Raw genomic sequence first — 13229 nt, 5'->3', positions numbered from 1 at the left:
GAGCTTCCAGCCCGGCCAGCGGAGTATCCAGCCCGTCCGGCGTTTGAGGACGAACTCGGCGAAGCCGGTGATGAACGGCACGCACGCTTCGGGCAGACTTGAAGCACGCGTACGTCCAGGGAGGCACGCCATGGCAGAGGCAGAGAGCCCGCAAGAGCGCCCCCGCTCGAAAAGGGCGGACGCGCGCCGCAACTACGACAAGCTCCTCGCAGAGGCCCGCGCCGCCTTCGCAGAGCACGGCACAAGCGCCTCGCTAGAAGAAATCGCCCGCCACGCGAACGTAGGCATCGGCACCCTCTACCGCCACTTCCCCAACCGCCACGCCCTGATGAACGCGGTCTTCGAAGAGGCGTTGAGCGATCTGCTCGTCCGCTCCCGAGCGCTGCTCGAAGACCCGCAGCCCTGCTCGGCTCTGGTGACCTGGCTGCGCGCCATCATCACTCATGCGGGTGAGTACCGCGGGCTGTCGCGCGCCCTCATGTCGGCGTCGCACGACGACAGTTCGGCACTCTCGCAGTGCAGCAGGCCCATGCGTGAGGCGGGCACAGCCCTGCTCGTACGGGCCCAGCAGGCCGGTGCCGTACGCCCCGGTGTCTCGATCGGCGATCTGTTGCAGCTGACCAACGCGATCGCGCTGGCCGCCGAAGAGACCCCGGACGACCCCGAGTTGGCCGACCGTCTCCTGACGCTGACCCTGCGCGGCCTGAAGCCCGAAGGATCGGCACCCGAAGACCGCGGTCCGGCCCCGGCGGCGGCTGCCGGTTCAGCGGCGGCGTAGATCCGCCACCCGCGCGGCCCGCTCCCCGGGCTGCTGCTCCCCGAGCACCGCACTGCGCAACTGCGCCCCGGGGCCCGACCCGTGACCGCCGTGGTTACGGCGCTGTCCCGGCAGTGGCACGTCCCGGCGCGGCTGCCGCGCCGGGACGGAATCCACCCCCGGCCCGGAGTTGGGGCTCACTGTCCCGCCGGCGACGGCGATCTGCACTCCCTGGTCGGCCAGGGCCTGCAGCTCGGTGGCCGCGCGGTCGTCGTGCGTGGGCGGTTCGTCCGTGACCAGGCGCGTGATGACGTCCGTCGGCACCGTCTGGAACATCGTGTCGGTGCCGAGCTTGGTGTGATCGGCGAGGACCACCACCTCGGCCGCGGCCTGCACGAGCGCACGGTCCACGCTCGCCGAGAGCATGTTGGACGTGGAGAGCCCGCGTTCGGCGGTCAGACCACTGCCCGACAGAAAGGCGCGTGAGACCCGCAGGCCCTGCAGGGACTGTTCGGCCCCGCTGCCCACGAGCGCGTAGTTGGACCCGCGCAGGGTGCCGCCGGTCATGACGACCTCGACGCGGTTGGCATGGGCCAGCGCCTGTGCCACCAACAGGGAGTTGGTGACGACGGTCAGACCGGGTACCCGCGCGAGCCGTCGGGCCAGCTCCTGCGTGGTCGTACCCGCCCCGACGACGATGGCTTCGCCTTCTTCGACGAGTCCCGCCGCGAGATCGGCGATAGCCGTCTTCTCGGCGGTCGCGAGATGTGATTTCTGCGGAAAGCCGGACTCCCGCGTGAATCCGCCCGGCAATACCGCACCGCCATGTCTGCGGTCGAGGAGTCCTTCTGCCTCCAGCGCGCGCACGTCCCGCCGTACGGTCACTTCGGAGGTCTGGACGACGCGGGCGAGCTCCCGGAGCGATACCGCTCCGTTGGCCCGCACCATTTCGAGGATCAATTGGCGACGTTCTGCAGCGAACACGAAACTGACAGTAACCCCAACGACCGTCTGCTTTCAGCAGTTTGCGCCGAATTACAGAAGTTGTTCGCACAGCTGGGCGCGAAGTGGTATAGGCGCCTACTCGCCACGCCTATGCCGGGAGAATGGGCGACAACAGCCTGTGACCTGCGCGGAGTTGCCACACCGCGCGAATCCCGGTCAGTCGGCGTTCAACCGACCATCGGCCCGCGATCAGGCTTCGCCCGCCGACTTCCGCGTGTGCAGTTGACGCGCGACCTCGGCGATCGAGCCCGAAAGGGATGGATACACGGTGAACGCATTCGCGATCTGCTCGACCGTCAGATTGTTGTCGACCGCGATCGAGATGGGGTGGATCAGTTCCGAAGCGCGCGGCGCGACGACCACACCGCCCACCACGATGCCCGTACCGGGACGGCAGAAGATCTTGACGAAGCCGTCGCGGATGCCCTGCATCTTCGCGCGCGGGTTGCGCAGGAGCGGCAGCTTGACGACACGGGCGTCGATCTTGCCGCCGTCGACGTCGGACTGGCTGTAGCCGACGGTCGCGATCTCGGGGTCGGTGAAGACGTTCGACGAGACGGTCTTCAGGTTCAGCGGCGTCACCGCGTCGCCGAGGAAGTGGTACATCGCGATGCGCCCCTGCATGGCGGCGACGGAGGCCAGCGCGAAGATCCCGGTCACGTCACCGGCGGCGTACACACCGGGAGCGGACGTCCTGGAGACCTTGTCGGTCCAGATGTGCCCGGAGTCCTTGAGCTTGACCCCGGCCTCCTCCAGGCCCATGCCGCTGCTGTTCGGGATGGCACCCACGGCCATCAGACAGTGCGTACCGGAGATGACACGGCCGTCGTTGAGCGTCACCTCGACGCGGTCGCCCACGCGCTTGGCGGAGGCGGCGCGGGAGCGCGACATCACGTTCATGCCACGGCGGCGGAAGACGTCCTCCAGGACGGCGGCGGCGTCCGGGTCCTCGCCGGGCAGCACGCGGTCGCGGCTGGAGACGAGCGTGACGTTCGACCCGAGCGCCTGGTAGGCGCCGGCGAACTCGGCACCGGTGACACCGGATCCGACCACGATGAGCTCCTCGGGGAGCTCGTCCAGGTCGTACACCTGCGTCCAGTTGAGGATCCGCTCGCCGTCGGGCTGCGCGTCGGGAACCTCGCGCGGGTGCCCGCCGGTCGCGATCAGCACGGCGTCGGCGACGAGGGTCTCCTCGGTCCCGTCGGCCGCGCGCACGACGACCTTGCGCGAGCCGTCGGTGTCCTGCTGGCCCTCCAGACGGCCACGGCCGCGCAGCACGCGGGCGCCGGCGCGCGTGACGGACGCGGTGATGTCGTGGGACTGCGCGAGCGCGAGGCGCTTCACACGGCGGTTGACCTTGCCCAGGTCCACGCCGACCACGCGGGCGGGGGTGTCGATGTGCGGGGTGTCGTCCGCGACGATGATGCCGAGCTCCTCATAGGAGGAGTCGAAGGTGGTCATCACCTCGGCCGTGGCGATCAGAGTCTTCGACGGGACGCAGTCGGTGAGCACCGACGCCCCGCCAAGACCGTCGCAGTCGACGACGGTCACCTCCGCGCCGAGCTGGGCGGCAACGAGTGCCGCCTCGTATCCGCCGGGTCCGCCGCCAATGATCACGATCCGAGTCACGTACTCCATTGTCCCGCACGCTTCAAGGTGCTTCGCCCCGGGGGCGCCATCCGGACGTTCTCCCTACTGGAGGGGCCTGCGCGCACCGCTGGAGGGGCCTGCGCGCACCACTGGAGGGGCCGGTGCGCACCGGAGGGGCGCACGCGTCACCTGCCGTACCCTCGATCACATGTCGCTCTACGCCGCGTACGCCGGCAATCTGGATCCGCGGCTCATGTCACGCCGCGCCCCGCACTCGCCGCTGCGCCAGACGGGCTGGCTGAACGGCTGGCGGCTGACGTTCGGCGGGGAGCACATGGGGTGGGAGGGCGCACTCGCCACTCTCGTCGAGGCACCGCGCTCGCAGGTCTTCGTGACGCTCTACGACGTCGCCCCCATGGACGAGGACTCCATGGACCGGTGGGAGGGCGTGGGGCTCGACATCTACCGCAGGATGCGGGTGCGCGTGGACACCCTCGACGGCGAGGAACCCGCTTGGGTGTACGTCCTCAATGGTTACGAGGGTGGCCTGCCGTCCGCGCGCTATCTGGGGGAGATCGCCGACGCGGCGGAGACCGCGGGGGCGCCGCACGACTATGTGATGGAGCTGCGGAAGCGGCCCTGCTAGGCGCTCGCGGGATGCGCGGGGGCGCTCGCGGCATGCCCCGGCGGGCTCTCGTCGGAAACGACAAGACAACGATCCGAATCCCGTGAGCATCGTCATCTACGCGCGTAGGGCGAGAGCGGCTACTCTCGTCCGCGTGAACGCTTCAGTTATTTCGGATGACCAGGGCGACCCCTACGTCGCCGCCGACGCCGCCGCCACGCGTCTGCGTGAGCTGACGGGCGCCGAGACCCATGACGTAGCCCTTGTGATGGGCTCCGGCTGGGCGCCGGCGGTGGACGCGCTCGGCGAGCCCGACGCCGAGTTCCCCGTCACCGAGCTGCCCGGCTTCCCGATGCCGGCCGTGGAAGGACACGGGGGGCGTATCCGCTCCATCTCGATCGGGGAGAAGCGCGCCCTGGTCTTCCTGGGCCGCACCCACTACTACGAGGGCCGTGGCGTCGCCGCCGTCGCGCACGGCGTGCGTACCGCGGTGGCCGCGGGCTGCAAGACGATCGTGCTGACGAACGGCTGTGGCGGTCTGCGCGACGGCATGCGTCCCGGCCAGCCGGTCCTGATCAACGACCACCTCAACCTGACGGCCACGTCGCCGATCGTCGGCGCGAACTTCGTGGACCTCACGGACCTGTACTCGCCGCGGCTGCGCGCCCTCTGCAAGGAGATCGACCCCTCCCTCGAAGAGGGCGTCTACGCGCAGTTCCCCGGCCCGCACTACGAGACTCCGGCGGAGATCCGCATGGCCCGCACGATCGGTGCGGACCTGGTGGGCATGTCGACGGTCCTCGAGGCGATCGCCGCGCGTGAGGCGGGTGCGGAGGTGCTCGGCATCTCCCTGGTGACGAACCTCGCCGCGGGCATGACGGGTGAGCCCCTGAACCACGAGGAAGTCCTCCAGGCGGGCCGCGACAGCGCTACCCGCATGGGCGAGCTGCTGGGCGACGTCTTGGGCCGCATTTAATTTTTCCCTGCGGGGGACTCCGGCCTGGCGGGGGCCGTCTTGCTTAGCGGGTGCCCTTGCCCGGCGGGGCGACTTGCCCGGCGGGGTGCGTTGCTCCGGGAGCGCTTCGGTCGGCCTGGGGCTTCTCTCCCCGGGGGAGCGCCCCTGCACTGTGCCTTGGTGGCCCGGAGCGCTGGTTGCCGTACAGGCCTTCCCTCCCACCCACCCGTTTACCCCGGAGCGTCGGGCCTGTTGCCGTACAGGCCTTCCCTCCCGCCCACCCGTTTGCCCCGGAGCGTCAGGCCTGTTGCCGCACGGGCTTTTCCGCCCACCCACCCGTTTGCCCCGGAGCGTCGGGCGGGTGCGTAAGCCATTGCCGCCGCGGGGTGAACGGGTGGGTGGGCGGGAAAGATCCACCGCGAAGCGGTGGGACAGAAAGGCCCCACCGGGGGGGCCGCACCAAAGACAGACGCACCCGCGGCCCAAGCCGGGCAAGCCCCCCGACCCGCAACGGGTAGACGCACCGGGGGCCGCCCCGGAACCGAACCGCCCGGGTACCCACCCCGCACCCGCCCCGGGCTCGGGTAGCCATACCCGGCCCGCACAGAACCCCGCATACGAGAGGCTGAAGAACCGTGCTGGACGACTCTGAACTCATCGCGCGGGCCCAGGCCTGGCTGGCCGAGGACCCGGACAGCGAGACCCGCGAGGAACTCGCGAAGCTCATCGACGCCGAGGACACCGCAGAGCTGACCGCCCGTTTCAGCGGCACCCTCCAGTTCGGCACCGCCGGCCTCCGCGGGGAGCTCGGCGCGGGCCCCATGCGCATGAACCGCTCCGTGGTCATCCGCGCGGCGGCGGGCCTCGCCGCGTACCTCAAGGCCAAGGGACAGACCGGCGGTCTGGTCGTCGTCGGCTACGACGCCCGCCACAAGTCGGCCGACTTCGCGCGCGACACGGCCGCCGTGATGACCGGCGCCGGACTCAGGGCGGCGGTGCTCCCCCGCCCGCTCCCCACCCCCGTACTCGCCTTCGCCATAAGGCACCTCGGCGCGGTCGCCGGCGTGGAGGTGACGGCGAGCCACAACCCCCCGCGCGACAACGGCTACAAGGTCTACCTCGGCGACGGCTCCCAGATCGTCCCGCCCGCCGACGCGGAGATCGCGGCGCAGATCGACGCCGTCGCGAGCCTGCACGACGTGCCCCGCCCCGAGTCCGGCTGGCAGACCCTCGGCGACGACGTCCTCGACGCCTACCTCGCCCGTACCGACGCCGTCCTGTCCCCCGGCTCCCCCCGCACGGCCCGCACCGTCTATACGGCGATGCACGGCGTCGGCAAGGACATGCTCCTCGCGGCGTTCGAGCGGGCGGGCTTCCCCGCCCCGGAGCTCGTCGCCGAGCAGGCGGAGCCCGACCCGGACTTCCCGACCGTCGCGTTCCCCAACCCGGAGGAGCCGGGCGCGATGGACCTCTCCTTCGCCAAGGCCCGCGAGGCGGACCCGGACCTGATCATCGCCAACGACCCGGACGCGGACCGCTGCGCCGCGGCGGTCAAGGACGGCCCCGGCGGCGCTGACTGGCGCATGCTCCGGGGCGACGAGGTCGGCGCGCTCCTGGCGGCCCACCTCGTGCGTCGGGGCGCCCGCGGCACGTTCGCCGAGTCGATCGTGTCCTCCTCCCTGCTGGGCCGGATCGCGCAGAAGGCGGGCCTCGGTTACGAGGAGACCCTCACCGGCTTCAAGTGGATCGCCCGCGTGGAGGACCTGCGCTACGGCTACGAAGAGGCCCTCGGCTACTGCGTGGACCCCGAAGGCGTACGCGACAAGGACGGCATCACGGCGGCGCTGCTCCTGACCGAGCTGGCGTCCGAGCTGAAGGAGCAGGGGCGCACCCTGCTCGACCTTCTGGAAGACCTCGCCGTGGAGCACGGGCTGCACGCCACCGACCAGCTTTCGGTCCGCGTGGAGGACCTCTCCGTGATCGCGGACGCGATGCGCCGCCTGCGCGAGCAGCCGCCGACCGTGCTCGCGGGTCTGCCCGTGACCAGGGCCGAGGACCTCACGCGGGGCACGGACACGCTGCCGCCCACGGACGGCCTGCGCTACACGCTCGACGGGGCCCGCGTCATCGTGCGCCCGAGCGGCACGGAGCCGAAGCTGAAGTGCTACCTGGAGGTGGTGGTCCCGGTGTCGGAGAAGTCCGGCCTGCCCGCCGCCCGCACCGAGGCCACGGAACTCCTCGCGGCGATCAAGCGCGACCTTTCGGCGGCCGCCGGCATCTAGCCGATAGCCGACGCGGACAGCGGCGGGGGGCCACCCGTCCGGGTGGTTCCGCCGGCGCAGCTGCCGCAGCGACCCCGTGCGCTGCCGGTCCCCCAGGAAGGGTGACCGGCAGCGCACGATCACGTTCCGGGAGCTGCCGCAGTGCCGTACGGACCGACCCCAGAGACCTCGACCGCCCCGGCGTCCGCCGCCGCACCCCGGATCGTTCCCCCGGCCGGCCGCCCCGGCAGCGCGCGGAACCTCAGCACGGACCGCAGGGCACGCGCCACCCGCGCCCTGCGCCACGCGTCGCCCGCACTCCTCGCGTACGCCGCCGTACGCCTCTTCGGGGCCGTCGTCTTCGCCCTGTGGGCCCGCAGGGAGCACCGGGACGTCTGGCATCTTCTTGCGGAGTCGTGGGACTGCGACTGGTATCTGAGGATCGCCGACAAGGGGTACGCGAACACCCTGGGCACCCAGATCGACGCGAACAACCTCGCCTTCTTCCCGCTGCACCCGCTGCTCATCAGGGCGGGCAGCGTGCTCGTCCCGGAGCCGCGCGGCGCCGTGGGTCTCACGGTCTCCGTCCTCTGCTCGTTGCTCGCGGCGTGGGGGATCTTCGCGGTGGGCGACCATCTGTACGGGCGCAGGGCGGGCGTCCTGCTCGCCGCGCTCTGGGGTTCGCTGCCCATCGCGCTCGTGCAGTGGATGGGCTACACGGAGTCGCTCTTCACGGCACTCACGGCGTGGTCCCTGTACGCCGTGCTCACCGGCCGCTGGATCTGGGCGGGTTCGCTGGCCGCACTCGCGGGCCTGACCCGCCCTACGGGGGTGGCGCTCGCGGCGGCGGTGTCCCTGACGGCCCTGCTCACGCTGTGGCGCACGCGCCGGGCGAAGGGCGACGGCAAGGCGCGCGTACACACGCTTCTGGGCGCCCTGCTCGCCCCGCTCGGCTGGCTCTCGTACGTCGGCTGGGTGGGGCTGCGGCTCGGCCGCTGGGACGGTTACTTCGCCGTGCAGAAGCTGTGGCGCAACGAGTGGGACGGCGGGGTGGCCACCCTGCGGACGATGTACGACCTGCTCGCGGCGCAGCGTCCGCAGCTGTTCCTGATCATGGTGACCGCGACGCTGCTCGCGTCGGTGGCGCTGTTCGTCCTGTCGGTGGGCGACCGGCAGCCGCTGCCGCTGCTGGTCTTCACGGGCCTGCTGCTCCTGATCGTGCTCGGCAGCAAGGGGGTCTACTTCCCCCGCGCCCGCTTCCTGCTCCCCGGCTTCCCCTTGCTGCTGCCGCTCGCGGCGACACTGGCCCGCGCACGGACGCACGTGGCCGTGACGGTGATGGTGGCGGCGGCGACGACATCGGCAGCGTTCGGGGGCCACATGCTGCTCGCCTGGATGGGCCCGCCGTGAGCGCGGCCTCTAACCAACGGCGAGGATCACCGCGAGCAGCACCACCCCGGCCACCGCCGGCGCGAGACTCTCAAAGCCCCAACGGACGCACGTGGCCGTGACGGTGACGGTGGTAGCGGCGACGACATCGGCAGCGTTCGGGGGCCACATGCTGCTCGCCTGGATGGGCCCGCCGTGAGCGCGGCCTCTAACCAACGGCAAGGATCACCGCGAGCAGCACCACCCCGGCCACCGCCGGCGCGAGACTCTCAAAGCCCCAACGGACGCACGTGGCCGTGACGGTGACGGTGGTAGCGGCGACGACATCGGCAGCGTTCGGGGGCCACACGCTGCTCGCGTGGACGGGCCCGCCGTGAGCGCGGCCTCTAGCCAACGGCGAGGATCACCGCGAGCAGCACCACCCCGGCCACCGCCGGGGCGAGGATCTCGTAGCCCCAGCGGACCTCGGGCTCGCCCTGCGCGGACTTCGCGGCGGCGCGCTGCTCGGACAGGTCGCGCAGGTCGTCCATGACCTGGTCACCGGCGGCGCGCTGGGACGGCGGCTGACCGGGCCGCGTCGAAGCACGCAGACCGGGGCCGCCGACGCTCGGATCACCGGCGGCCATCGCCTGCGACCTCCGCCGCGCCGCCTTCTTGCGGCCGCGCAGGGAGACCGGGATGGCCCAGAGCTGGTACTTGGTGCCGGACTGGGTGAGGACCTCGTTCGAGTACCCGGAACGCAGCCCCGAGACCGACGCCCACGGGAGCGTGATCGTGCGGAACGGGTTGCGGACGCGGAGCCGGTCGTCGTTGGCGTACACGGCGGGGCGCAGGGTGAAGGCGACGACGAGCGGCACCGCCAGGAGCAGCCCGGCGAGCGCGAGCCACGGGGTGCGGCCCTCCCCCCGGATCATCGCGTCGATGCCGAGCCAGCCGCCGAGGGCGAGCAGCAGGACGCCTCCGGCGATACCGCCGGACGACCGGTAGGTCCGGTCCTTGTACTCGGGCTCAGCCTGGGGGTGCTGGGGCTCACTCATGGGTTGATTCTGCCTGAGCGCTTCACTGCGGGGTGATCGGGTGGGCGGGTGGGAGAAATCCGCCACGAAGCGGCGGGCCTCGAGAGGAAGACGGCGCCCTGCCAAAGGGGGAGCCACCCGGGAGCCACCCAGGAGCCACCCGCAGAGCAACCCACGGAGCCACCCCCGGAGCAACCCGCCCCCTGTACAGCCGCTACGCGCGTAGATATGCTCCCCTCGTGACCATGCCCCCTGCATCCGCCCCCACCGCACACGCGCTGACGGACGCCACAGCGTCGGACCGCACGCTGCGCCGCTTCCTCCACGGGCTGCCCGGCGTCGACACGGTCGGCCTGGAGGCACGCGCCTCAGCGCTCGGCACCCGTTCGATCAAGACGACGGCGAAGGCGTACGCCATCGATCTCGCCATCTCGATGATCGACCTGACGACGCTGGAGGGCGCCGACACCCCGGGCAAGGTCCGGGCGCTCGGCGCGAAGGCCGTGCACCCCGATCCGACCGACCGCGGCACCCCGAGGACCGCCGCGGTCTGCGTCTATCCGGACATGGTGGCCACCGCCAAGGAAGCCGTCGGCGACAGCGGCGTCAAGGTCGCCTCCGTCGCGACCGCCTTCCCCGCGGGCCGCGCCGCCATCGACGTGAAGCTCGGCGACGTCCGCGAGGCCGTCGCGGCGGGTGCCGACGAGATCGACATGGTCATCGACCGCGGCGCCTTCCTCGCCGGCGACTACATGACGGTGTTCGAGCAGATCCGCGCCGTGAAGGAAGCCTCCGGCGAGGCCCGGCTCAAGGTCATCTTCGAGACCGGCGAGCTGTCCACGTACGACAACATCCGCCGCGCCTCCTGGATCGGCATGCTCGCGGGCGCGGACTTCATCAAGACCTCGACCGGCAAGGTCGGCGTCAACGCCACCCCCGCGAACACCCTCCTGATGCTGGAGGCCGTGCGCGACTTCCGCGAGCAGACCGGCGTACAGGTCGGGGTGAAGCCCGCGGGCGGCATCCGCACCTCCAAGGACGCGATCAAGTTCCTCGTCCTGGTGAACGAGACCGCGGGCGAGGACTGGCTGGACAACCACTGGTTCCGCTTCGGCGCCTCATCGCTCCTCAACGACCTGCTGATGCAGCGCCAGAAGCTGGCCACGGGCCGCTACTCCGGCCCCGACTACGTGACGGTGGACTGACCCATGACTTCCCCACGCTTCGAGTACGCTCCCGCGCCGGAGTCCCGCGCGGTCGTCGACATCGCGCCGTCGTACGGCCTGTTCATCGACGGCGAGTTCGTGGAGGCCGCCGACGGCAAGGTCTTCAAGACCGTCTCGCCCTCCACCGAAGAGGTCCTCTCCGAGGTCGCGCAGGCCTCGTCCGAAGACGTCGACCGCGCGGTCAAGGCCGCCCGCAGGGCCTTCGAGAAGTGGTCCGCGCTGCCGGGCGCCGAGCGCGCCAAGTACCTCTTCCGCATCGCGCGGATCATCCAGGAGCGCAGCCGCGAACTGGCCGTCCTGGAGACCCTCGACAACGGAAAGCCCATCAAGGAGACGCGCGACGCCGACCTCCCGCTGGTCGCCGCGCACTTCTTCTACTACGCGGGCTGGGCCGACAAGCTCGACCACGCGGGCTATGGCGCGGACCCGAAGCCGCTCGGCGTCGCGGGCCAGGTCATCCCCTGGAACTTCCCGCTCCTGATGCTCGCGTGGAAGATCGCCCCCGCCCTCGCGACGGGCAACACCGTCGTCCTGAAGCCCGCCGAGACCACGCCCCTGAGCGCCCTGTTCTTCGCGGACATCTGCCGCCAGGCGGGCCTGCCCAAGGGCGTCGTCAACATCCTTCCCGGGTACGGCGACGCGGGCGCGGCCCTCACCGCGCACCCGGACGTGAACAAGGTCGCCTTCACCGGCTCGACCGCCGTCGGCAAGGCCATCGCGCGCCAGGTCGCGGGCACGGACAAGAAGGTCACGCTCGAACTGGGCGGCAAGGGCGCCAACATCGTCTTCGACGACGCCCCCATCGACCAGGCCGTCGAGGGCATCGTCACGGGCATCTTCTTCAACCAGGGCCAGGTCTGCTGCGCGGGCTCGCGCCTCCTCGTACAGGAGTCGGTCAAGGACGAGGTGCTCGACGCCCTGAAGCGGCGCCTGACCACCCTGCGCCTCGGTGACCCGCTGGACAAGAACACGGACATCGGCGCGATCAACTCCGCCGAGCAGCTCGCCCGCATCAAGGCCCTGACCGAGACCGGCGAGGCGGAGGGCGCCGAGCGCTGGTCCGCCCCGTGCGAACTGCCCTCCTCCGGCTACTGGTTCGCGCCGACGCTGTTCACGAACGTCACGCAGGCGCACACCGTCGCGCGCGACGAGATCTTCGGCCCGGTGCTCTCGGTGCTGACCTTCCGCACGCCGGAAGAGGCCGTCGCCAAGGCCAACAACACGCAGTACGGCCTCTCCGCCGGCATCTGGACGGAGAAGGGCTCGCGCATCCTCGCGGTCGCCGACCGCCTGCGGGCGGGCGTCATCTGGGCCAACACGTTCAACAAGTTCGACCCGACCTCGCCCTTCGGCGGCTACAAGGAATCGGGTTACGGCCGCGAGGGCGGCCGCCACGGCCTGGAGGCTTACCTCGATGTCTGAGCAGCGTTTGAGCGTCTTCAAGACCTACAAGCTGTACGTGGGCGGGAAGTTCCCGCGTTCCGAGAGCGGCCGGGTGTACGAGGTGACTGACTCGAAGAACAAGTGGCTGGCCAACGCCCCGCTCTCCTCCCGCAAGGACGCGCGTGACGCCGTCTCCGCCGCGCGCAAGGCGCAGGGTGGCTGGGCGGGCAAGACGGCCTACCTCCGCGGCCAGATCCTCTACCGCGTCGCGGAGATGCTGGAGGGCCGCAGGGAGCAGTTCGTCCGCGAGGTCGCCGAGGCGGAGGGCCTGTCCAAGTCGAAGGCCGCCGCGGTGGTGGACGCGGCGATCGACCGCTGGGTCTGGTACGCGGGCTGGACCGACAAGATCGCCCAGCTCGTCGGCGGCGGAAACCCGGTCGCGGGCCCCTTCTTCAACCTCTCCTCGCCGGAGCCGACGGGCGTGGTGACGGTCGTCGCCCCGCAGAAGTCCTCGTTCCTCGGCCTGGTGTCGGTCATCGCCCCGGTGATCGCGACGGGCAACACGGCCGTGGTGATCGCGAGCGAGGACTCCCCGCTCCCGGCGCTCTCGCTGGGCGAGGTGCTCGCCACCTCCGACCTGCCCGGCGGCGTGGTCAACATCCTCTCGGGCCGTACGGCGGAGATCACCCCGTCGCTCGCCGCGCACCAGGACGTGAACGCGATCGACCTCGCGGGCGTCGAGGACGACGTACTGGCCAAGGAGCTGGAGGTCGCCGCGGCGGACAACCTCAAGCGCGTCGTCCGTCCACAGCCTGTGGACTGGTCGGCGGACCCGGGCACGCACCGCCTGACCGCCTTCCTGGAGACCAAGACCGTCTGGCACCCCACGGGTTCTCTGGGCGCGTCCGGCTCCTCGTACTGAGGCCCCGCCGCCCGACCACAGCACACCGAGCCACTCCGCACGGCGAAGCCCCGGCACCCCCTCCGTCCAGGAGGCGCCGGGGCTTCGCCCTTCTCAGCGG

At 71.2% G+C, this 13229-nt stretch carries 12 protein-coding genes; 8 read left to right on the top strand and 4 right to left on the bottom strand.

Going from position 1 to position 13229, the window contains the following annotated elements:
- Nucleotides 1-130: 130 nt before the first annotated feature.
- Nucleotides 131-778: a helix-turn-helix domain-containing protein gene (locus ABXJ52_RS23010; protein ID WP_367044536.1), complete on the top strand. Its 648-nt coding sequence runs from the start codon at nt 131-133 to the stop codon at nt 776-778.
- Here ABXJ52_RS23010 and ABXJ52_RS23005 read toward each other — a convergent pair.
- Together ABXJ52_RS23005 and ABXJ52_RS23000 are read right to left on the bottom strand one after the other, a co-directional pair.
- Nucleotides 764-1741, bottom strand: a complete 978-nt coding sequence (locus ABXJ52_RS23005) for a DeoR/GlpR family DNA-binding transcription regulator (RefSeq protein ID WP_367044535.1) — start codon at nt 1739-1741, stop codon at nt 764-766. The genes ABXJ52_RS23010 and ABXJ52_RS23005 overlap by 15 nt on opposite strands.
- 210 nt (nt 1742-1951) lie before the next feature.
- Entirely contained in the window at nt 1952-3400 is a 1449-nt protein-coding gene (locus ABXJ52_RS23000) for an NAD(P)H-quinone dehydrogenase (protein ID WP_367044534.1), read from the bottom strand.
- Between the two features lie 160 nt (nt 3401-3560).
- Between ABXJ52_RS23000 and ABXJ52_RS22995 the strand changes: the two genes are divergently transcribed.
- The 4 genes from ABXJ52_RS22995 to ABXJ52_RS22980 all read left to right on the top strand — a co-directional run bounded on the left by ABXJ52_RS22995 (nt 3561) and on the right by ABXJ52_RS22980 (nt 8603).
- The gene (locus tag ABXJ52_RS22995) at nt 3561-3998 is read left to right on the top strand and encodes a gamma-glutamylcyclotransferase (protein ID WP_367044533.1); all 438 of its coding nucleotides are present in this window, start codon (nt 3561-3563) and stop codon (nt 3996-3998) included.
- A 133-nt stretch (nt 3999-4131) separates the two neighbouring features.
- The gene (locus tag ABXJ52_RS22990) at nt 4132-4953 is read left to right on the top strand and encodes a purine-nucleoside phosphorylase (RefSeq protein WP_367044532.1); all 822 of its coding nucleotides are present in this window, start codon (nt 4132-4134) and stop codon (nt 4951-4953) included.
- Nucleotides 4954-5570: 617 nt separating this feature from the next.
- Nucleotides 5571-7214 carry a phospho-sugar mutase gene (locus ABXJ52_RS22985; RefSeq protein WP_367049194.1) on the top strand — a complete coding sequence of 548 codons (1644 nt, stop codon included), beginning with the start codon at nt 5571-5573 and terminating at the stop codon, nt 7212-7214.
- A gap of 141 nt (nt 7215-7355) precedes the next feature.
- Nucleotides 7356-8603, top strand: coding sequence for a glycosyltransferase family 39 protein (locus ABXJ52_RS22980; RefSeq protein ID WP_367044531.1), 1248 nt, complete (start codon nt 7356-7358; stop codon nt 8601-8603).
- A 9-nt stretch (nt 8604-8612) separates the two neighbouring features.
- On the opposite strand, the gene ABXJ52_RS22975 is transcribed toward ABXJ52_RS22980, so the two are convergent.
- Together ABXJ52_RS22975 and ABXJ52_RS22970 are read right to left on the bottom strand one after the other, a co-directional pair.
- Complete coding sequence (locus ABXJ52_RS22975; protein ID WP_367044530.1) at nt 8613-8753, bottom strand: hypothetical protein; 141 nt, start codon at nt 8751-8753, stop codon at nt 8613-8615.
- Between the two features lie 215 nt (nt 8754-8968).
- Nucleotides 8969-9619, bottom strand: coding sequence for a PH domain-containing protein (locus ABXJ52_RS22970; protein WP_367044529.1), 651 nt, complete (start codon nt 9617-9619; stop codon nt 8969-8971).
- 218 nt (nt 9620-9837) lie between these two features.
- Between ABXJ52_RS22970 and deoC the strand changes: the two genes are divergently transcribed.
- The 3 genes from deoC to ABXJ52_RS22955 are packed head-to-tail and all read left to right on the top strand — an operon-like array spanning nt 9838 to nt 13129.
- A complete protein-coding gene (gene deoC / locus ABXJ52_RS22965; protein WP_367044528.1) occupies nt 9838-10803 on the top strand; it encodes a deoxyribose-phosphate aldolase in 966 nt (321 codons plus the stop codon).
- Nucleotides 10804-10806: 3 nt separating this feature from the next.
- Complete coding sequence (locus ABXJ52_RS22960; protein ID WP_367044527.1) at nt 10807-12246, top strand: aldehyde dehydrogenase family protein; 1440 nt, start codon at nt 10807-10809, stop codon at nt 12244-12246.
- Entirely contained in the window at nt 12239-13129 is an 891-nt protein-coding gene (locus ABXJ52_RS22955; RefSeq protein WP_367044526.1) for an aldehyde dehydrogenase family protein, read from the top strand. Before ABXJ52_RS22960 ends, ABXJ52_RS22955 begins: the two co-directional genes overlap by 8 nt.
- Nucleotides 13130-13229 lie beyond the last annotated feature (100 nt).

Source organism: Streptomyces sp. Je 1-332, assembly GCF_040730185.1.
Taxonomy (GTDB): Bacteria; Actinomycetota; Actinomycetes; order Streptomycetales; family Streptomycetaceae; genus Streptomyces.
The sequence above is the reverse complement of the archived record's forward strand: the minus strand, read 5'-3'. Positions and strand labels throughout refer to the sequence as shown.

Excerpts from the sequence above, each read along its gene's own strand:
- ABXJ52_RS22955 (WP_367044526.1), top strand. The coding sequence starts at position 12,239 with ATGTCTGAGCAGCGTTTGAGCGTCTTCAAGACCTACAAGCTGTACGTG.
- ABXJ52_RS23010 (WP_367044536.1), top strand. The coding sequence starts at position 131 with ATGGCAGAGGCAGAGAGCCCGCAAGAGCGCCCCCGCTCGAAAAGGGCG.
- ABXJ52_RS22975 (WP_367044530.1), bottom strand. The coding sequence starts at position 8,753 with ATGTGGCCCCCGAACGCTGCCGATGTCGTCGCCGCTACCACCGTCACC.
- ABXJ52_RS22995 (WP_367044533.1), top strand. The coding sequence starts at position 3,561 with ATGTCGCTCTACGCCGCGTACGCCGGCAATCTGGATCCGCGGCTCATG.
- ABXJ52_RS23000 (WP_367044534.1), bottom strand. The coding sequence starts at position 3,400 with ATGGAGTACGTGACTCGGATCGTGATCATTGGCGGCGGACCCGGCGGA.
- ABXJ52_RS22970 (WP_367044529.1), bottom strand. The coding sequence starts at position 9,619 with ATGAGTGAGCCCCAGCACCCCCAGGCTGAGCCCGAGTACAAGGACCGG.
- ABXJ52_RS22960 (WP_367044527.1), top strand. The coding sequence starts at position 10,807 with ATGACTTCCCCACGCTTCGAGTACGCTCCCGCGCCGGAGTCCCGCGCG.